The 19,210-nt window shown below is 70.8% G+C and carries 15 protein-coding genes and 1 pseudogene; 7 read left to right on the forward strand and 9 right to left on the reverse strand.

The annotated features are described in order from the left end of the window. Positions 1–139: 139 nt before the first annotated feature. Positions 140–457, reverse strand: coding sequence for a hypothetical protein (locus tag AB0J87_RS37795; RefSeq protein WP_363973506.1), 318 nt, complete (start codon positions 455–457; stop codon positions 140–142). Positions 458–760: 303 nt separating this feature from the next. On the opposite strand from AB0J87_RS37795, the gene AB0J87_RS37800 reads away from it, so the two are divergent. Further along, positions 761–1,612, forward strand: coding sequence for an AfsR/SARP family transcriptional regulator (locus tag AB0J87_RS37800; protein WP_363973509.1), 852 nt, complete (start codon positions 761–763; stop codon positions 1,610–1,612). Here the strand turns inward: AB0J87_RS37800 and AB0J87_RS37805 are convergent. The 5 genes from AB0J87_RS37805 to AB0J87_RS37825 form a co-directional block, all read right to left on the reverse strand. Then, positions 1,596–3,686: a prolyl oligopeptidase family serine peptidase gene (locus AB0J87_RS37805; RefSeq protein ID WP_363973512.1), complete on the reverse strand. Its 2,091-nt coding sequence runs from the start codon at positions 3,684–3,686 to the stop codon at positions 1,596–1,598. The two genes, AB0J87_RS37800 and AB0J87_RS37805, sit on opposite strands and share 17 nt — an antisense overlap. Beyond that, positions 3,683–4,972, reverse strand: a complete 1,290-nt coding sequence (locus AB0J87_RS37810) for an MFS transporter (RefSeq protein WP_363973515.1) — start codon at positions 4,970–4,972, stop codon at positions 3,683–3,685. The genes AB0J87_RS37805 and AB0J87_RS37810 overlap by 4 nt, the downstream gene beginning before the upstream one ends. Positions 4,973–5,149: 177 nt before the next feature. Continuing rightward, positions 5,150–5,248 carry a class III lanthipeptide gene (locus tag AB0J87_RS37815; protein ID WP_350730711.1) on the reverse strand — a complete coding sequence of 33 codons (99 nt, stop codon included), beginning with the start codon at positions 5,246–5,248 and terminating at the stop codon, positions 5,150–5,152. Positions 5,249–5,325: 77 nt separating this feature from the next. Next, positions 5,326–7,884 (reverse strand): class III lanthionine synthetase LanKC, encoded by a 2,559-nt coding sequence (gene lanKC, locus AB0J87_RS37820; protein ID WP_363973519.1) that lies wholly within the window; start codon positions 7,882–7,884, stop codon positions 5,326–5,328. A 184-nt stretch (positions 7,885–8,068) separates the two neighbouring features. Next, positions 8,069–8,515, reverse strand: coding sequence for a MarR family winged helix-turn-helix transcriptional regulator (locus AB0J87_RS37825; protein ID WP_363973522.1), 447 nt, complete (start codon positions 8,513–8,515; stop codon positions 8,069–8,071). Between the two features lie 105 nt (positions 8,516–8,620). Here AB0J87_RS37825 and AB0J87_RS37830 point away from each other — a divergent pair, with 105 nt between their 5' ends. Next, the gene (locus AB0J87_RS37830; protein WP_363973524.1) at positions 8,621–10,024 is read left to right on the forward strand and encodes an FAD-binding protein; all 1,404 of its coding nucleotides are present in this window, start codon (positions 8,621–8,623) and stop codon (positions 10,022–10,024) included. Between the two features lie 15 nt (positions 10,025–10,039). Here the strand turns inward: AB0J87_RS37830 and AB0J87_RS37835 are convergent, their stop codons facing one another. After that, positions 10,040–11,470, reverse strand: coding sequence for an MFS transporter (locus tag AB0J87_RS37835; RefSeq protein ID WP_363973527.1), 1,431 nt, complete (start codon positions 11,468–11,470; stop codon positions 10,040–10,042). 56 nt (positions 11,471–11,526) lie between these two features. Beyond that, the gene (locus tag AB0J87_RS37840) at positions 11,527–12,417 is read right to left on the reverse strand and encodes a GNAT family N-acetyltransferase (RefSeq protein ID WP_363973530.1); all 891 of its coding nucleotides are present in this window, start codon (positions 12,415–12,417) and stop codon (positions 11,527–11,529) included. A 138-nt stretch (positions 12,418–12,555) separates the two neighbouring features. Here AB0J87_RS37840 and AB0J87_RS37845 point away from each other — a divergent pair, with 138 nt between their 5' ends. The 3 genes and pseudogenes from AB0J87_RS37845 to AB0J87_RS37855 all read left to right on the forward strand — a co-directional run bounded on the left by AB0J87_RS37845 (position 12,556) and on the right by AB0J87_RS37855 (position 15,093). Further along, complete coding sequence (locus AB0J87_RS37845; protein WP_363973533.1) at positions 12,556–12,963, forward strand: YciI family protein; 408 nt, start codon at positions 12,556–12,558, stop codon at positions 12,961–12,963. Next, positions 12,960–14,104: pseudogene (locus tag AB0J87_RS37850) on the forward strand (sigma-70 family RNA polymerase sigma factor). The gene AB0J87_RS37845 and the pseudogene AB0J87_RS37850 overlap by 4 nt, the downstream one beginning before the upstream one ends. A gap of 239 nt (positions 14,105–14,343) precedes the next feature. Further along, a complete protein-coding gene (locus AB0J87_RS37855) occupies positions 14,344–15,093 on the forward strand; it encodes a class I SAM-dependent methyltransferase (protein ID WP_363973536.1) in 750 nt (249 codons plus the stop codon). A gap of 254 nt (positions 15,094–15,347) precedes the next feature. On the opposite strand, the gene AB0J87_RS37860 is transcribed toward AB0J87_RS37855, so the two are convergent. Next, complete coding sequence (locus tag AB0J87_RS37860; RefSeq protein ID WP_363973539.1) at positions 15,348–15,914, reverse strand: dihydrofolate reductase family protein; 567 nt, start codon at positions 15,912–15,914, stop codon at positions 15,348–15,350. A gap of 896 nt (positions 15,915–16,810) precedes the next feature. On the opposite strand from AB0J87_RS37860, the gene AB0J87_RS37865 reads away from it, so the two are divergent. Beyond that, positions 16,811–17,023, forward strand: coding sequence for a hypothetical protein (locus tag AB0J87_RS37865; RefSeq protein WP_363973542.1), 213 nt, complete (start codon positions 16,811–16,813; stop codon positions 17,021–17,023). Beyond that, entirely contained in the window at positions 17,020–18,375 is a 1,356-nt protein-coding gene (locus AB0J87_RS37870) for an aspartyl protease family protein (protein WP_363973545.1), read from the forward strand. The genes AB0J87_RS37865 and AB0J87_RS37870 overlap by 4 nt, the downstream gene beginning before the upstream one ends. The last annotated feature ends 835 nt before the right edge of the window (positions 18,376–19,210 follow it).

Raw genomic sequence — 19,210 nt, forward strand, 5'->3', positions numbered from 1 at the left:
CGTTGATGAGGTTGCCGCCGAAGAACGTCGCGTAGGCGGCGTCAGCGGACGGCCGAGCAGGATCTCAAAGGCGCCGGTCAGCTGTTCTTGCCACGGGCCCGGAATGTTGGCAGAAGCGGAGTTATACAGGCCCCATTGATCAGCGTGGGCGGCTGAGGGCGGCCTCGGCCAGATCCGTCCACGTCTCGGCCGAGGAGTGGGGCACGACGACCCAGTCCTTCATGGCCCTGCCCTGCCCCGAGGGGTCGAACAGGGATGCGCCGGCCAACTGGAGCGCGGCCGCGTGCTCGGGGGTGTCCCTGACCAGCCGGAACACCATCGCGCCGTCGCGCTGCAGGCTCGCGAACACCTTCCCCGCCTGATCTTTGAGCGCGGGACTCCCCATCATCCTGGAGATCCGTACACCCAGGTCGGCCAGCTCGGCGCCGACCTGCTTGAAATCCTCTTCCGCGCCCATCGTCAGTCAGTCAGTCCCAAACTCCATGGCGGTGTGGTCGAGCAGCTCGGCCCCCGCCTTCCGGCAGAACGGCGATCAGGGTAGTCGTCCTGGCGGTACCGATCAAGGCCGGACGCGGAGTGCCGACCCGGTGTGACGCGGAGGAACGCCGAGGAACGCCGAGGAACGCGATGGAACGCCGGACCTGTAGGGAGTCAGGTCGGTGGACCGGGGGTGGCTCCCGGCGATCCCCGGTGTGACCGCTGTCCGCGGTGTTCGCCGCCGCCTGACGCGCTCATCGGAACCAGTCATCGGAGGGTGTCCATGGTGTTGTACCGTCCGTTCGACCAGCCTGGTGGTCACCAGGCCGGCCCTTCGACGATCAAGATGCTCGGCCCGCTCGACGTCCGGCGTGCAGGTCGCCCCCTCGTGCTGCCCCCGCGGCGCCGGAGCCTGCTGGCGCTGCTGGCGTTCAGCCCGGGCAGGGTCGTGACCGCCGAACAGCTGGTGGACGGTTTATGGGGCGAGGATGCTCCGCCCACGGCCTTACGCACGCTGCACGCTCACATCGCCAAGCTGGGCGCGGACCTGTCCCGGCATCGCGGCGAGCGGCCCATCCGGCGGCAGGCCCCCGGCTACCTGCTGCGCGCGGACGCGGTGGACGTCGATGGGGAACGGTTCGAGGAGTCGGTGACGACGGGGTTGCGGTTCTCGGCGCAGGGGCGGTTCGCCGAAGCGTCGCGGAGTCTGCGCGCGGGGCTGGCGCTGTGGCGCGGGAACGTCGTGTCGGACTGCCAGGTGCACGGTTGGGCCCTGGCCGAGATCGGCTATCTGGAGGGGCTTCGGCTCCAGGCGTACGAGGGGGAGTTCGCCGCGAGCCTGGCCGCGGGCGTCACGGACACGGCGGTCGGCCGTCTGGAGCGGCTGGTGGGCGAGCATCCGCTGCGTGAGCGGCTGTGGGAGCTGCTCATCGTGGCGTTGCGCACGGCCGGCCGCCCCGGGGACGCGCTCGGCGCCTATCACCGGGCTCGCCGCACCTTGATCGACGAGCTCGGCATCGAGCCAGGGGAAGGACTACGACACGTCGAGGCGGGCGTGCTGCGAGGCGTCACCGACCCCCGGATGCTGCTCCGCCTGTCGCCAGGCCCGCCGGTGGCGATCACCGACTGCGCATGAGGCCGGTCTCCACGGCGAGGAAGGCGAGCGCGTCGGCGCCCACGGCCACCCCCTTGCCGCGGGACCGGGGTTGGTGGCCGAGGCCGCCGGCGACGTGGAAGAGGACCGTTCCCGGTCCGGTGGCGGCGTGCTGCAGGGCGGCGGCCATCTTGCGCGCATGCATGTGATCGACCCGCGTGTCGTGCTCGAACACCACGAACATGCACGACGGGTACGTCTCGCCCGGGACGACGTGATGGTAGGGCGAGTACGCCATCAGCCAGTCGAGCTCGGCGGGCACGTCCACGCTGCCGTACTCGAAGCGCCAGGCCGGTCCCATCCCGAAGCGCTCGTAACGCGCCATGTCGGCCAGCGGCGCGATGCAGACGGCGGCGCGGTACAGCTCACGGCGCTGGGTCACGGCGACCGCCGCCAGCAGGCCGGCGTTGCTGGCCCCGATCACGCCGAGCCGGTCACCGCTCGTCCAGCCCTCGCCGATCAGCCACTCGGCTGCCGCGTGGAAGTCGTCGAAGGCGTTCTGCCTGTGCCCCCGCATGCCGGCACGGTGCCAGGCCGCTCCCTGCTCGCCCCCGCCCCGCACGCACGCGACGGCGAACACACCGCCTGCCTCCACCCAGGCCAGGGCGCTCGGCTCGAAGGACGGCGTCACGGCCGCGCCGAAGCCGCCGTAGGCGGTGAGCAGCGCCGGCCGGACACGATCCGGGCCGGACGCGCAGCTCGCCGGCGCCATCACGAAGATCCGGACCTCGGTGCCGTCCGCCGAGACATAGCTTTCCCGCCGCGTGGTGATCGTCGCCTGGGACGTCGTACGCCGGTCGGGGCCGGTTCGCGCCGCCGGTCCGGCGTACCGCAGGACGGTGGGCGCCGTCGTGTAGTCGGTGTAGGTGAACCAGGCGGTGGCGGGCGCGCCGGGCCGTACGGAGACCTCGCGCACCGTCCCGGCTCCCGGCAGCGCGACGCGGTCCAGGCACCGGCCGGACCGGCCGTCCCAGACCGTGACCTCCGACGCCGCGTCGCGCGTGCGCACCAGGAACAGCCGGGGCGCGTCCGTCCCGTCGTCCTCCAGCAGGGAGAATCCGGAGATCGCCGCGGCAGGGTCCTCCGGCACCACGTCCCTCCAGGACCGGCCGTCCCACTTCGCGGCCGTCGTTCCCAGGTTGCGGGCGGCCATGGCGCGGACGCGGCCCCGCGGTGCCGCGCCGGTGGTGTGCAGGTAGATCTCGCCGGATCGGCTCACCCGCGCGAAGCCGAGCGCCCTCGGGGCGAGCGGGATCGGCAGGAACCGCGGTTCGTCGGGCGGGGAGACGGTCAGGTCCGCGAGGTGCAGCGTGTTCCACGGGGCCGTGCCGACCCTGGCGGACACCACGAGCCAGCGCCCGTGGTACAGCGCGACCCGATGGCTCGTCCTGGCGTCGCCTTCCAGGCCGAAGACCGGCGTGTCCTTCCGGGCGTCGCGGCCCACCCGATGCAGCCACACGCTCCGTACGGCCCCCGGAGACTCGTCGAGACCGCGCCTGACGTAGAAGAACGCGGACTCGTCGGGCAGCCACGCGACGGTCGGGTACCGGACGCCGCCGATCGGCCCGTCGACGATCTCGCCCGAGACGAGGTCGGCGACGAGCAGCACGCCCTGCTCGGTGCCGTCCCGCGACACCTGGCAGGCCAGCAGGCGGCCGGTCGGGGAGAGAGACCAGGAGCCGAGCGTGGCGCCGGCGCTTCCCGGCCCGCCGAGGCGTGCCGGATCGAACACGACGCGCTCGCCGCCGTCGTCCCTGCAGTACAGCGCGGCGTGTTCCTGCCCGGGGCGGCGGCTGAGGAAGTACGCCCGAGCTCCGCGCCAGACCGGTGCGGAGTCCGTCCCCGGTGTCATCAGCCGGTCGAGCCGGTCGGCGAAGAACGGCCGGGGCCTGCACGACCTGAGATAATCCTCGGTCAGCTCGTGCTGCGCCCGCAGCCAGCGCCGGCTCTCCGCGCCGTCACCCTCCAGCCAGCGGTACGGGTCCGGGATCACCCGTCCGTGCACGACGTCGGAGTCCTCGCCCCGGCGGGCCGGCGGGTAGGCCCGCGCGTTCATGCGGGCCTTTCGGCGTCGCCGCCCTCGGCGACCGGCACGCCGGCCGGCGCCGCCGCGTGAGCGTGGTCCGGCGCGCGCTCGTCGCCCGCCCGCATGACCCGCAACACCGGAAGCAGGAGCAGCATGCTGACGGCCGACACCCCGCAGGCGACCCACAAGGTGGGGACGATCCCCGCCTGCTGCCCCAGAGCCCCGCCGACGAGCGCCCCCGCGAAGGCGCCGGCCGCGGTGAGCAGTTGCACGCTGACCGACAGCCGCCCCAGGACCTCTTCGGGAATCCGGATCGTGACGAAGCCGAGCAGCCCGACGTTCGCGATCGCGCCGAACAGGTACGGGAGCCCGATGCCCAGGCCCGCCGTGATGGCGGCCACGAGCACGGGCCCGCCCGCCAGCGGAAGCGCCACGGTGCCGATCGCGCCGCCGATCAGGCCCACCATCGTGAGCCGTTCGGTGTTCAGCCGCCGCGAGAGCAGCTCGCTGAGGAACGTCCCCGTCACCCCGGCGACGCCGAGGAGCACGAACAGCAGGCCGTACCACTGCGCCGGGACGTGCAGGACCTTCAACACGTACGGCGCGATCAGCGCGAGGGTCATCCCCATGACGAGCTGCTGGCCCACGAGGAAGGGGACGAGCGCGCGCAGGAAGGGCTGCCCCCACAGTGACCTGAACCCGGCGCCGAGCTCGTGGGCGAAGGAGCGTTCCTGCCGCGCCTGCTGGGCCGGCCGCTCCGGTGTCCTGATCAGAGCGGTGGTGCCCGCGCTGATCAGGCGCGAGACCGTGTCCACCAGGAAGGGGACGACGGGGCCGAGCGCCGCCGCCGGGCCGGCCAGCGCCCTGCCGAGCGTGCCGCCGACGTACTCGCCGCGATTGAGCCGGGCCCTGGCCTTGACGATGTCGCCGGTGCCCACGATGGTCTTGAGGTAGACCAGGTACAGGGTCTCCACCATCACGCCGACCGTGCCGATCACGAACACCAGCGCGCCCAGCGCCCAGATGCTGAGCCTGCCGGTGAGCATCGACACGATGGTCAGGCCGAGGGCCACGGCGACCGTGAGGTCGCACGCGATGAGCACCCGCCGCCGGGAGCGCAGCCGGTCGACCAGGCTGCTGATGAACAACCCGAGGAGCGGTAGGGGAAGGCTGCCCGCAGCGACCAGGAAACCCGTCTCCGCGGGTGAGGCGCCAAGATATTGCACCGCCACCAGGGGGACCGCGATCACCGTGAACACCGAGCCGAAAGCCGAGGCGACCTGGCCGCCCTGGAAGAGCCGGAAATCTCGTGTCATGCCATTCTCCGAAGTTTCAGGCCGGCCGGCGAGTGTGGGCGGCAGACCGGTGCGAACGCTGGGAACGCGGGACCGGGAAGCAAGACGGCCGGCATCCGCTGGTCTCGGTGCCGGCCGCTCGCGTTCGGCGCGGGCGTCAGATCCGACGCCCCGCGTTCATCCGCCTCGATGGCGGCATCAGTTGGTGTTGTTGCAGTTGAACAGGCTCAGCGTGCTCCAGGGAGCATCCTCCGCAAGCTCGACGTCAAGCTCCTGAAGGGCCAGAACTTCCGACATGGGTCACACACCTCCTTCCTTCTCTCGACACCTTCTCCGGCCGGCGGTCGCCGGCCGGAAGCTCAGAGTGGGGCAGGTCAGTCCAGCAGCAGGAAATGGCCGGCTGGGCGGTTCAGCACCCGGTGCAGGGCCAGCAGGACGCCCGCCCCGCCGCTCCAGAGCTCCCCGCTGAACCGCAGCGAGCCCTCGCCGAGGAAACGCACGCCCCGTCGGCCGCCGACGGCGTACTTGACGAGGCCGGTGGCGACGTCGAGCGCGGCGTCCGCCGAGCGCGGATCGTCCATGAGCTCCGCGTGGTCCGCCAGCGCGAACGCCAGGCCCGCCAGGCCGCAGTACAGCCCGGGGAAGGCGCAGCAGTTCTTGCGGACGTCGCTGAGGACGCGTGGCAGCGCCGTCGTGATCCGGGCGTCGCCGACGTCGTCCGGGCCCGCCGCGTACCGGCTCAACGCGAGCGCGACCCCCGCCGAGCCGCTGAACAGGTAGGGCAGGCCGCGATGGGTCTGGTCGCTGTCGCTGAAGGAGAGCGCGCCGTCCGGTAGTTCGATGGCCAGGTCGAGCTCCTCGTGCAGCAGGCGCCTGCCGGCGTGCGCGTAACTGTCGTTCCCGGTCGCCGCGCTCAGCCGGTGCAGGAAGAGGGCGATGCCCGCGCGGCCGTGCAGCAGCCCGCGAGCGTTGCCCGGCCCCAGAGTGGGACGCAGGTCGCCGGCGCGCACGATGGCCTCGCCCGCCGTCGCCGCCAGGTCCAGGAAGCGCGCCTGATCGGTGCCGCGGTGCAGGCGCAGGGCGGCCATGCCGACGCCGGCCCGCCCCTCGCCGAGGGTCGTAGCCGTCTCCAGGATCGGGTGGCGGGCAGCGTGCGCGAGCACGTCACCGGCCTCGTCGAGCAGGCCGAGGTCGGCGAGGACCCAGGCGACGCCGGCCGTCCCGGTGTGCAGGCCCGGCGGGAGGTCGCCCGCGTGGGCCGCCGCCCGGGTGCGAAGGCGCTCGGGCAGCCCGGCAGGGATCGCGGAGCCCGTGACGTGCAGGGCGTGCAGGATGCCGGCCAGGCCGTAGGCGACGCAGAGCAGATTCGTCTCGAATCCCCGTGGCACGGTGGGGAAGTTCCGGTCGAGCTGTTCGGCGTCGATCATGTCCATGAGCCCCAGCCGGACCTCGTCGGCGAACCGGGCGAGACTCTCCCGTGGCCGTTCGTCGAGCTCTCCGGGAGCGGGCAGCGAGCCGGTCCGCGCCGTGTCCCGCTCGTCGTGGAAGCGGGTCGCACGCCGCCACAACGCGGCGGGGACGGGGGCGTGCTTGCCGACGTCCCGGCGCAGCCAGCGCAGGTTGCCGGGGCTGCGCTGGACCACCGCGTGCATCGGCATGACCAGCAGCAGCGCGATGGCGGAGAGCCCGTACTCGTCCCAGGCGAACGGGCCGGACAGGGGGAAGCCGGCCGGTGGCGCGTAGCCGTCCGCTCCCATGGGGATGAGGGGGGCGTCGCGGTGGGTGCACGACTCGAAGTCGACCAGCCTGACGCCGTCGGGGGTCACCATCACGTTGCGCGGGTTGAGGTCGCCGAAGCGGAACCCGGCTCCGTGGAGCCGGGCGAGCGCCTGGTCCAGCTCGGCGAGCACCCTCTCGCATTCGCCGTAGTAGGCGTCGAAGTCGGCCGATGTCCTGCCGGCCTGGATCAGCGGCGAGTGCAGCGCCGCCCACGTGTGCAGCGGTGTTCCGGCGACGAACTCCGTCACCAGGAACTCGTGCTCCCACTCCTGGAAGTAGTCGAGCGGCTGCGGGCAGGCGTCCGGCGCGGCCTGGTACAACTCGGTGAGCACGCGGTGCTCCCGGCGCAGCCGTTCGACGGCCGTGCTGCGATCCCAGTACAGGCCGTTGTGCGCGCGTGCCTCCTTGATGAACACGGTGCGGCCCGTCCGGGTGTCCTTGGCCTCGTAGGCGCCACCGGCGTTGCTGGGCTGGAGGACCTGCACGATCTCGTAGCCGTGGATCACCGGCGGGCCGTTGCGCGGCCGCCCGGCCGGCTTCGCGAAGGGGTCGCCGATGCCTGGGGGCAGCGTGAAGGAGACGCCTCTGGAATCGGTCACGTCGCGGCCGTAGCCGTCACGTACCAGGCTCTCCCTGCCGCCGTCCGCCCGCAGGCCGCCGCGCGCCTCGAACGCGCCGTAGCGGTAGTACACCGTGCGCGAGTCGCGGAAACGGCGGTCGGACAGGACGTAGGGCCCCTCCTCCCCGGCGAGTTCGCCGGCCAGCCGTTCCATCAGGCGCAGGGCGCTCCGCTCGTCGGGGTACAGGGCGCAGAACTTGCCGGCCTGCGGCCTCGGTCCGTGCTTGTGGTGCATGAACAGGAAGAACACCTCGGCCGACAGGTGCTTGAAGGCCACCCGCTCCGCGTGGCAGGCGCGGGCGACCGCGTCCAGTACGAGGTCGGCGCGTTCGAGGCGGGCGGAGACGTGCACCTTCCACCCCTGGTCCGGCGTGACCACGTCGGGATGGGTCCACCTGGTCCACACGTCATGCGTGGCGGAGGTCCAGCCGTCGGAGACGGACCTGGGGGCGAAACGCCTCCCTGGGTCCGGCAGCCAGGACAGCGGCGCGTAGAACTCAGGATCCGCCTGCGCGTAACTGTAGAAGCCGAGCATTGGTATGTCCCCGTTTCACTGACCCGACCGGTACGTCGCTGGTTCTTTGGTATCCGGGGGGTGTTGCCGGGCCGTTGCCACGCAGGTGGAGGCGGTCGGGGACACGGGCGGGGGCACAAGGGCCGCTGCGGGCCGTTGCCTGCCGCGCGGGAAACCGCCGTGAGCCGCAGAGGCCGGAGAGGCCTCAGCCGTGATGCTCGACGAGGCGGGTGAGCAGGTCGATCAGGCTCTGCCGGTCGGCCGGGGGGAGCGGGGAGAGGAACTCGTCCTGGGCGGCGGCGAGCAGCCGGTCGAGGTGAGTGAGTTGGCTTTGGCCTGCCGCGGTGATGGTGATGATGTTGCGACGGCGGTCGTCCGGGTCGGGTGCGCGCTCGAGGAGTTGCCGTTCGGCGAGGTCGTTGACGGTCGCCACCATGTCGCTGCGGTCGATGCCGGTACGGCGGCCGAGGGCGGCCTGGCTGGCCGGGCCGTACTCCTCCAGCGCGGCGAGCAGGGCGTAGTGGTAGCGCCGAAGGCCGGCTTGGCCGAGCGCCTGGTCCACGATCCGGTTGGCGATCTGCGCCGCATGGTTGGTCAGCCTGCTCGGCAGCGTACGCAGCCGCTGTGGCGGCGGCCCCTCTGGCGTGTCCACGGGGACAATCTAGCAAATTGTTGGCCGTACCCACGATTAGGTGTACTGTTGGCCGCACCAACATTGGTCTAACCAACATTCTCGTGGGAAAGGCGGATAACTGACATGCCGACGACGAATTCCGCAATGGTGAGCCTGGACGCGTCGATCCGGGGGCGCACGCTCTACCCCGGTGACGAGGGCTTTGAGGAGGCCTGCTCCGGCTGGTTGCTGACGGTCGAGCACCGGCCCGCGGTGGTCGTGATCGCCGCCGACGCCGATGACGTGGCCGCCGCCGTCCGGTTCGCGGCGGAGGCGGGACGCCCGGTCGCGGTGCAGTCGACGGGGCACGGTAAGTCGGTGCCCGCGGATGGGGCCGTGTTCATCGCCACCGGGGAGCTGCGCGAGCTGTCGGTGGACCCGCGTGCCGGCACCGCGAGGATCGGAGCCGGGCTGCGGTGGGGTGAGGTGCTCACCGCGGCGGCCGAGCACGGCCTCGCGCCGCTGTGCGGCTCCTCCGGCCAGGTCGGGGTGATGGGCTATCTGACCGGCGGCGGGCTCCCGCTGGCCGGCCGTACGTACGGCTTCGCCGCCGACTACGTCCGCTCGCTCGACATCGTCACCGCCGACGGCCTGCTCCGCACCGTCTCGCCGGCCCAGGAGCCCGACCTGTTCTGGGCGGTACGGGGTGGCAAGAGCAACTTCGGCGTCGTGGTCGCGGCCGAGATCGAGCTGCTGCCGCTGCGTACCGTCTACGGTGGTGAGCTCTACTACCCGGTCGGAGACCGCCAGCACGCAGCCCACGTGCTCGGCTCCTACCTGGCCTGGGCCAAGGAGCAGCCGGAGGAGATGTCGTCCTCTGTGACGTTGCTGCGCTTCCCTGACGTGCCGCAGTTGCCCGAGGAGTTCCGTGGCCGTTCGTTCGTGCAGGTCCGGGTGGTCTACATGGGGGACGAGGAGCAGGGTGCGCGGCTGGTGGAGCCGTTGCGCGCGCTCGGCCCGGAGAAGGACACCTGCGACGCCAGGCCGTACACGCAGATCACCGAGATCTACCAGGACCCCAGGAACCCGGTCATGGCGCACCTGCGCAGCGCGTTGTTGCACGAACTGGACGACGAGGCCGTGGAGGAGCTGGTCTCGTTCATCGATCCGTCGAAGCCCGGGGGCCCGTTCCCCGGCATCGAGCTACGTCACCTGGGCGGGGCGCTGAACCGGCCGCCCGGCCGCCCGCACGCGGTCAGCACCCAGGGCGCGGCCTTCCACCTGTGGATGCGGATGCCGGCTCCGGCCGAGCAGGCCGACGCGGTGCGCAAAGCCGCCGACGAGGCGCTGGAGCGGCTGCGGCGGTGGGACACCGGCGCCGCGCTTCCGGGATTCCTGTTCGACCACGACTCGGCTCCCGAGCGGGTCAGGCGGGCCTACACCGAGGCGGACTACCGGCGGCTGGCCGCGCTGAAGGCGACGTACGACCCGGACCAGCTTTTCCGGATCAACCACAACATCCCGCCGTCGAGCGCCTCGACGGACTGACCGGCCGTACATCGATCACGAGGTCGGCGCTGCGCTGAGCGGCGTCGCGATGGCCTCCAGGCCCTTGCGCTCGGCCTTGACCCCGAACAGCAGCTCGACCAGCCCCGCCACGATCATCACGATGCCGCCGATGGAGAACGCGAGCGCCGTGTCCCCGGGCACCCCGGTCTCGACAAGGGAGGCGAAGACCAGCGGGCCGGCGATGCCACCGGCGGCGGTGCCGATCGCGAAGAAGAACGCGATGGCCAGGGCCCTGGTCTCCATGGGGAAGATCTCGCTGACGGTCAAGTACGCCGAACTGGCCCCGGCCGAGGCCACGAAGAGCACCACGGACCAGCACGCGGTCAGCGTCACGGCGTTCAGCAGGCCCTGGTCGAACAGCCAGGCCGTGCCCAGCAGGAGCAGCCCGGACCCGATGTACGTGGCCGAGATCATCGGGATCCGGCCCACGGTGTCGAAGAGGCGGCCGAGCAGGAGCGGGCCGAGGAAGTTCCCGACCGCGATGACGGCGAAGTAGTAGCCGGCATTCGTGTCGATCTTGAAGAAGGTGGCCAGGATCTGCGCGTACCCGAAGGTGATCGCGTTGTAGAGGAACGCCTGGCCGATGAAGAGCGACAGGCCGAGGATCGTACGTTGGGGATAGAGCGCCACCATCGTGTGGGCGATCCGGACGAAACCGATGGACTTGCGCTGGTGCACGGTCACCGACTCCTTCGGCTCCGGCAGGTCGGCGCCGATCTGCCGCTCGATGCCGCCGACGATCTCCTCGGCCTCCTTCTCCTTGCCGTGGATGAACAGCCAGCGCGGGCTCTCCGGTACGTGCCGCCGTACCAGCAGGATCGCCAGGCCCAGCACCACGCCCAGGCCGAACGCGACGCGCCAGCCGATGTTCACCGGCAGGCCGCTCAGCAGCGGCACGGTCAGCAACGCGCCACCGGCGGCGCCGAGCCAGTAGCTGCCGTTGATGATGATGTCGATGCGCCCCCGGTGGTGGCTCGGGATGAGCTCGTCGATGGCGGAGTTGATGGCCGCGTACTCGCCGCCGATCCCGAACCCCGTCATGAACCTGAACAGGAAGAACCACCACGCGTGGAAGGAGAACGCGGTCATCAGGGTCGCCGCCAGATAGACGACCAGCGTGATGAGGAAGAGCTTCTTCCTGCCGAACCTGTCGGTCAGCCAGCCGAAGAACAGCGCACCCGAGCAGGCGCCCGCGACGTAAAGCGCCGCGGCCAGGCCCGCGACCTGCGCCTGAGTGATCTCCAGGCCGCTGCCCGGCTTGGCGAGCTGCCCTGAGAGGTTGCCCACGATGGTGACCTCGAGCCCGTCGAGTATCCAGACGGTGCCGAGCCCTATGACGATCATCCAGTGCCAGCGGGACCAGGGGAGCCGATCAAGGCGCGCGGGCACTTTGGTGGTTATGGTGCCGGTCTCCACGTCGCTCATAAGCTTTTGTGGCTACCCGCGTTCTTGCCAGGTAGGCTTCCTGGCCGATCATGTGGCTAGGCGTCCCGGTATTTGTCCCGGATCTCGGGGAGTTGCCGGAATCCGGCTGACCGGTAGGTGGCGACGGCGCCGACATTGGAGCTCGGGGTGCAGACGATCGCGCTCGACGAGCCCAGCTCCTGGAGCGCGGCCGCCGCGGCGACGGTGACCGCCTTGCCGTAGCCGTGACCGCGATGCTCCCGGTGCACGCCCATCGGCTCGAGTAACCCGGGCTTGCCCGGACCGGCCGACCACACCGTCACCGCCGCCACCGCGTTGCCCCGGTCGTCGTACGCGACCAGGCACCGGGCGTCGGCGTACGGCGATCCGGCCGCCATCGCGTGCCACCGCTCGTCCGTGAACGTCGACCCGTCGAACGATGCCCGCTGTACGGCGGACCGCACGTGCGCCTGCTCCGGCCCGATCACGTCGATCCGCACCCCTGGGTCCTTCACCGGCTCCGTGAGGTCGCGGCGCAGCGGTGTCCACGGCTCGTCGGCTTTCCAGCCGTTCTCGGACAGCAGATCCTGGACCAGCGCGGACATGGGCGCTTCGACGTTCACCTTCCCCTCGATCAGCACGCCGCGCTCCGGCTCGGTCACGTCCTCGACCAGCCGCTGCGCCAGTTCCTCGTCCCGCTGGGCGTCCGGCGCGATCGTCAGCCGCAACAGGTCGGGCTGGTCCAGCAGCCCGATGGCGAGAATCCGGCCGTCCCGGCTCCACGTACGGACCGCCGCGGCCGTCGCCTCCGCGCCGAACCGCCAGAACCAGCCCAGGTCCCCCGGATGCAGTTGCGTCGGCGCCCCTTCGTGCTGCCACTCCCGCAGCACGCCCACAACCTCGCTCAGCCCGCCGACTCCCGGCTCACCCGACACCATCGCCATGACCCCGATCACACTCCATCGCACCGGCACTCCGCACCCGGTTTTCGGCCGGCCGGCGTGAGGCCTCAGCTTCGTGGTCGCGGGTCAGATGGCGGTGGAAACTGCTGGGAAAATTGTCGTGTCCCAGGGCGACGGGCCGTGTGCCGGAGAGCGAGATCTACCATGAAGTACCTGCTGCTGAAGCACTACCGAGGTGGCCCGGCCCCCGCTGTCGACCGGGCGCCGATGGACCGGTGGACGCCGGAGGAGGTCGACGCGCACGTGCAGTACATGCGTGACTTCGCCGCCCGCTTGGAGGAGACGGGGGAGTACGTCTCCAGCCAGGCACTGGCGCCCGGGGGCGCGTTCGTGCGGTACGACGGCGAGGGGCGCCCGCCGGTGACTGATGGGCCGTTCGCCGAGACCAAGGACCTCATCGCCGGCTGGATGATCATCGACGTGGAGTCTTGGGACCGCGCGGTCCAGCTGGCCGGGGAGCTGTCCGCCGCTCCCGGGGCCGGCGGCGAGCCGATCCACGAGTGGCTCGAGGTTCGACCGTTCCTCACCGAGTCGCCCACGGTGGCCGAGTGAACGAGTCGCTGCTGCGGGAGCTCGTGCCCGCGGTGATCGGCGTCCTCGTCCGACGCGGAGCCGACTTCGCCTCGGCCGAGGATGCCGTGCAGGAGGCCCTGATCCGGGCGCTGGAAACCTGGCCCGACGATCCGCCCCGCGAGCCCAAGGCATGGCTCGTCGCGGTCGCGTGGCGCAAGTTCCTCGACGCCGCCCGGGCCGAGGCGTCGAGGCGGGGACGGGAGCTCACCGTGGAGGTCGAGCCGCCCGCCGGTCCGGCGCCCGCCACGGACGACACGCTGCGGCTCTACTTCCTGAGCGCGCACCCCACCCTGCCGCCGAGCTCGGCCGTGGCCTTGACGCTGCGCGCGGTAGGTGGCCTGACCACGCGGCAGATCGCGACGGCGTACCTTGTCCCCGAGGCGACCATGGCGCAGCGGATCAGCCGGGCCAAGCGGCGGATCGCGGGGCTGCCGCTCGACCAGCCCGGCGATCTCGGGACGCTGCTGCGCGTGCTCTACCTCGTCTTCAACGAGGGCTACGGCGGAGACGTCGACCTGGCGGCCGAGGCGATCCGCCTCACCCGCCAGCTCGTCGCCCTGACCGACGAGCCCGAGGTCGCGGGGCTGCTCGCGCTCATGCTCTGCACCATGCGCGACGCGTGTCCCGTACCGGACCGGGAGGCCGCCTGGTGCCGCTCGGCGAGCAGGACCGATCGCGCTGGGACACCGGCCTGATCGCCGAGGGGGTGACGATCCTGCAGACCGCGCTGGCCCGCGACCGGCTGGGCGAATACCAGGCACAGGCCGCGATCGCCGCCCTGCACGCGGACGCTCGGAGCGCCGCCGAGACGGACTGGGTGCAGATCGTGGAGTGGTACGACGAACTGCTGCTCCTCACCGGCAGCCCGGTGGTGCGGCTCAACCGCGCAGTGGCGGTCGGGGAGGCCGACGGGCCGCAGGCCGGCCTGGCGGCGCTGGCTGACGTGCAGCCCGACCTGCCCCGTTACGCCGCGGTGACGGCATACCTGCACGAGCGCGCCGGCGACCTCGAGCACGCCGCCGACCTGTATGCCGAGGCCTCCCGCGCCGCCACCAGCGTGCCGGAGCGCGACCACCTCACGCGCGAGGCCGCCCGGGTGCGGCAACTGCTGCGTTCGTGAGTACGCCATCACGTTGGAGCTCGCCCTTGCTCGCGGAGGGCAGGGCCGAGGCCGAGCATGGCACCAGTCAGTGGCGGCTGTGCTATCCGTGGCCGGCCACGGCGACCGGTGAGAGGGATTCGAGGCCCTCGTGCCGGTCTACGCGGCGGCGCGCGGGGGGAAGGCGGTCGTGGGCGGGGTGAGCTGACTCGCGCCTGCGCGGTTCGCGGGCCCGAGCCTGGTGGGCCAGGATGGCTCGCATGCCTACCGTGCCCGAAGATCACGTTGAGCCCGCGCATCCGTCCCGAGTCAACGACTATGACGGTTTCGCCGAGGCGTACACGGCCGAGAACGAGGCCGGCATCATGAACGCCTATTACGAGCGGCCCGCCATCCTGGCCCTTGCCGGGGAGGTGTCCGGCCGGCGGATCCTCGACGCCGGCTGCGGCTCGGGCCCGCTGTTCGAGGCGCTGCGTGACCGGGGTGCCGTCGTGTCCGGCATCGACAGCAGCACCGGGATGCTGGAGCTGGCCCGGCGGCGGCTCGGTGACGGTGCTGACCTGCGGGTGGCCGACCTGCGTGACCCGCTGCCGTTCCCCGACGACGCGTTCGACGACGTGATGGCGTCCCTGGTGCTGCACTACCTGGAAGACTGGGGGCCGACGCTCACGGAACTGCGGCGCGTGCTGAGGACCGGCGGCCGGCTGATCGTGTCCGTCGACCATCCCTTGATAATCCACGCCATGCACCGCCTGGCCGGGCGCGAGGTCAGCTATTTCGCGACCCGCAATTGGAGCGAAGAGTGGACCATGGGCGGAGAGACCGTCCCGATGAGTTTCTGGCACCGGCCGCTGCACGCGATGACCGACGCCTTCACCGCGGCCGGTTTCCGGCTGGCCGTCATCAGCGAGCCACAGCCTGTGCCGGCCGCCCGCGAGCTGTTCCCCGACGACTACCGCCTCCTCGCCCGTACCCCGAGCTTCCTGTTCTTCGTCCTGAATGCCGACTGAGGACCTGCTCTTAACCGATCACGGGAGGTGTTGCGCGGGCCGCTGTCGGCTGCGGGCGGCCCAGAACGTACAGGCCCTGCGGGCCGGCAGCGCACAGCGTGCTCGCGTCCGCGAGCCAGGCGCAGGGCCGCGATGATCGCCAGCCTCCTGACCTGCACGCCACACCTGCCGACCGGGACTGACTCCCTGGCGTGTGCCCCCGCAACCTTGGCATCGGCACCGTGCCGGTGGGTTCCACCGCCGCACGGGTCGCTCTAGCTGGAGGGGAGCTGGTAGTGCGACACCACGACCTGGCCGTCGAGGACGCGCGAGTCGACGAGCCGCAGCTTGTGGCGCTGCTCCGGCGCGGCGAACAGCTTCCGGCCGCCGCCGAGCACCACCGGGTGCACGGCGACGTGGTACTCGTCGATGAGCCCCAGCTCGGTCAGCGCCGCCGCCAGCGCGGAGCCACCGGTGAGGAGCAGATCCCCGCCCGGCCGGGCCTTGAGAGCAGTGACCTCCTCGGCCAGGTTGCCGCTGATGACGCGACTGGTCCACTCGTCACCCGGGTACGTACGCGAGAAGACGATCTTCGGCGTGGCACGCCAGAACGGCGCGAAAGCGGCGACATGCGGATCGTCCAACAGCGACTCGGCGTTCGGCCAGAACCCCACCATCATCTCCCACACCGGACGTCCGAACAGCAGAGTGTCGACCCTCTTGTCCAGACCTTCGGAGTACGCCGACAACTCTGGCCCCATCATCGGCCAGTCGAACTCCCCATCGGGTCCGTCGATGAACCCGTCCACCGACGCGTGCACCCAGTAGATGATCTTGCCCATGAGTTGCTCCTCTTGTCTGTGCGGTCATAGGTAGGTCGGAGCCGGTCTGTGTTTGTTGACATGCGATGGCGAGCAGGCTCGGCATGCCAAGGCGACACTTCTGCGTCGCTGTCGCTGCCTGCGACTCTGGCCTGCCGCGACAGGCCGGGACATCCGTGCAGACCCCCTGACCGCCACGGAAGGGGCACGGATTCGCCACGGAGCCCGTCCGTACACTCTTGACGTCGGCGTCCACCGCCGACCGCTACTCCGCTCTGGTGAACGCTGCGGCATTGACCTGGGCATTCAGCCTGATCGCTCGGTGTTCCGGTGGGGGTCCCCTAACGGAACACCGCCACGATCACGCGGCCGTCAGCCTGTGGCCCCTCGTCCTTGCCGCCGTCTTGAACCGGACCGCCGTGGCCGGCGCCAGGGCGCGGACGTCCTCGTCCAGGTGCCCGACCGCCTGGCCGCCGCGGTGGCCCGGCCGACGCGCTCGGTCGGCCTGCGCGACAGGTACGGCTGGCCCGGCGTGATCCGCTCGACCGGGAACAGCAGGAGCATGGCGAGCACCAGCGTGACCGCGGCGTACAGCTGGCCTCGGGGCCGAGGAGGATGGCGCGTGGCTCGTTCATGACGAACCAGGGTTGAGGTCGAATGCGCGCGTTGTCCGCTGAATATCACCGTTTCTGGACGGCGGCCACCGTCGGCGCGACCGTGACACAACCATGACACGGCGCGTACGAGGCGGGGACACGGGCGGTCGACAGTGGATCCGGTTGACCGGCGGGCGAGTTGCGGAGCGTGCGGTGAAACCCCGGGCGTGTCGCGAGTGTTGTTGATCGAGGATGACCCGGTCGTGCGGGAGGGCCTTGAGCTGGCCCTGATCCGACCCGTCCACCGTGGGACTGGAATCCGTGTCCGGACAAGCCGGAGATGGACTGCAGCACGGTGACCGTACCGACCGGTCGAAGCAGAAGGGACCGACCATCCAGGTGGCCCTGGCCCGGCGCAAGGCCACCGATCCGACCGCTCGCGTCGGGTCGATGCTGTTCGGCCGGGGTGACCCTGGCGACTCCGGCGTCTCCCTCATCAAGCAGGGCGAGATGAACCGGCCGGAGATGCTGTGACCGTCCGCTGGGACAGAACGTTGCGACAAAGGCGATCACGAGAAGGAGAAGGCGTGGCTGATGACGGAGAATGGGACCGGCGTTCGCTGTTCCGGGGCGCCGCCGTGCTGGCCGGTGCCGCCGCGACCGCGCCGCTGCTGGGCAAGGCAGCCACGGCGGCCACGGCGTCAGCCGGCAGTGGTGACGCGGACGCGCTGTTCAAGGCCGGGAAGTTCGAGAGGGCCGGCCGCGCGTACGAGGAGATCCTGAAAACAGACCCCACGAACGTGCATGCGGCCCGCCAGCGCGGCTATGTAGGGCTGCTGTCCAACCAGTTCCCCGACGCCGAGAAATACCTCAAGATGGCCATCGACCTGGCGCCCGACGACAAGGAAGCCAACAAGCTTCTGGGCGACTGCTACATCCGGCAGGACAAACTCGCCCTCTCCGCACCACACTGGCAAGCGGCCGGCGTGGACGCCTACGCCAAGTGGTTCGCGGCGGTCAGCGGCGAGCCGTATCAGATCCACGGCGACATCGCGCGGCTGCCATTCCAGCAGATGGACCCGTTCCCGCTGGTAGAGACCTCGGTCAACGGGGGACCGCCGAAACGCTTCCTGCCCTACACCGGCGCCGGGTGGCTGGGCATGTCCGCGAAGGTAGCCGAAGAGGCCGGGCTGAGCCCCGTCGCCAGTCAGAAGATCGATTACTTGGGCGGCACCGCATGGCAGTACTTCGGGGTGCTGGACTCCTTCAAGCTGGGCGACATCGAACTGCGCAACATCCCCGTGGAGTGGTCGGAAACAGATACGCCCGAGGAGTCCAACGACGGCATCATCGGCACGTGGGTCTTCTACCACTTGCTGACCACCTTCGACTATGCGGGCCGGTCGCTGATTCTGCGCCGCCGGACCCCCGAAACGGCGAGGCAGGCACGCGCCGCCGCCAAACAGGCGGGCGCAGAGCCCTTGCCGCTGTGGCTGGCCCGTGAGCACATGCTGCACAGCAGGGGCAGCATCGCCGGCTCCGGGACACGGGTGGTGGCCACGCCCATCGGCGGAACCGGCGAGATCGCCGCGGGCATGTCCGAGGAATCGGCCAAGCAGTTGGGGATTCGCACCGACTACGACCGCCCGGTCGAGACTTTCGCCCACAGCCACCCGGTGGTCGCGTACCCCTGCTACCCGAAGGAGATCCGCCTCGGCAACGCCTCCGCCAAGGAGGTCTACTGCATGGTGAACCCAAGCCAGCGGCTCGCCCCATACGGGTTCGACGTGCTGGCCCACTTCTCCCACAGCTTCTACAAGCCCTACAACGTCACCCTCGACTTCACCGACATGAACCTCTACATAGCCCGCGGCAAGGCCACCTGATCACCGCGACTGCACGGGCGTAATTGGAGCTACCTGGAGCTGCCGGCTCATACGAGCGACGGGGTAAGGGCAAACGAGACACCCTTCCCCCGTCGCCCGATGCCGCACATGGCGGTGTCCCGGGCGCCGCAGCAACCATGCGCGGCCGGACCAAACGAGCCGCTGAGCAAGCAGGGCAGCAACCCCGGCGAATCGCTGAGCAAGCAGAGCAGAGCAGCAATCCCGGTGAATGGCTGAGCAAGCAGAGCAGAGCAGCGAGCCCGGCGAGTCGCTGAGCGAGCGGGGCAGTGAGCCCGGCATCCAGCGCTCGCCGGCTGGCAGACCCGACCGCCTCGGGGCAGGCGGTGATGAGGCCGCACCTGCGGTCCAGGACGGTGAACGCGGCCTTGCAGATGACGACGCGGGCGGCATGTACGTGCTCGCGCGGGTCGCCATCGAGGATCTCCTCCAGCGACTTGAGCGTATGGCCCAGGGCGAAGACGCGGTCCACCCACAGCGGGGCAAAGTGGGAGCAGGCGCCAATGCGCCAGTCGAGGAATCCGGCGTCGAAACGTCCCATCGCGGGGCGTGCCTGGCCAGCGAGCCCGACGGCCTGGACCATGCGGGTGCCGACAGCGCCGGTCAGGCATTGACCAGCCCCTACCTGCCGGCCAGGGGACGGCGACGTCACGGACCGCGAACACGAGGTCCTCACCCGCGTCGGCAGCGGCATCTCCAACACCGAGACAGCCGAAGAACTCTCCATCACCGTGGCCACCGCGAAACCACCGGCGCCATGCAGTCCACCAAGCGTCGCGAAACCAGCAGCACCACGCTGCCCGGCAAGCACCTCGAA

The sequence above is a fragment of the Nonomuraea sp. NPDC049625 genome (assembly GCF_040675285.1).
Classification (GTDB): Bacteria; Actinomycetota; Actinomycetes; order Streptosporangiales; family Streptosporangiaceae; genus Nonomuraea; species Nonomuraea angiospora_A.

Excerpts from the sequence above, each read along its gene's own strand:
- AB0J87_RS37835 (WP_363973527.1), bottom strand. The coding sequence starts at position 11,470 with ATGAGCGACGTGGAGACCGGCACCATAACCACCAAAGTGCCCGCGCGC.
- AB0J87_RS37830 (WP_363973524.1), top strand. The coding sequence starts at position 8,621 with ATGCCGACGACGAATTCCGCAATGGTGAGCCTGGACGCGTCGATCCGG.
- AB0J87_RS37800 (WP_363973509.1), top strand. The coding sequence starts at position 761 with ATGGTGTTGTACCGTCCGTTCGACCAGCCTGGTGGTCACCAGGCCGGC.
- lanKC (WP_363973519.1), bottom strand. The coding sequence starts at position 7,884 with ATGCTCGGCTTCTACAGTTACGCGCAGGCGGATCCTGAGTTCTACGCG.
- AB0J87_RS37795 (WP_363973506.1), bottom strand. The coding sequence starts at position 457 with ATGGGCGCGGAAGAGGATTTCAAGCAGGTCGGCGCCGAGCTGGCCGAC.
- AB0J87_RS37860 (WP_363973539.1), bottom strand. The coding sequence starts at position 15,914 with ATGGGCAAGATCATCTACTGGGTGCACGCGTCGGTGGACGGGTTCATC.
- AB0J87_RS37845 (WP_363973533.1), top strand. The coding sequence starts at position 12,556 with ATGAAGTACCTGCTGCTGAAGCACTACCGAGGTGGCCCGGCCCCCGCT.
- AB0J87_RS37810 (WP_363973515.1), bottom strand. The coding sequence starts at position 4,972 with ATGACACGAGATTTCCGGCTCTTCCAGGGCGGCCAGGTCGCCTCGGCT.
- AB0J87_RS37855 (WP_363973536.1), top strand. The coding sequence starts at position 14,344 with ATGCCTACCGTGCCCGAAGATCACGTTGAGCCCGCGCATCCGTCCCGA.
- AB0J87_RS37805 (WP_363973512.1), bottom strand. The coding sequence starts at position 3,686 with ATGAACGCGCGGGCCTACCCGCCGGCCCGCCGGGGCGAGGACTCCGAC.
- AB0J87_RS37815 (WP_350730711.1), bottom strand. The coding sequence starts at position 5,248 with ATGTCGGAAGTTCTGGCCCTTCAGGAGCTTGACGTCGAGCTTGCGGAG.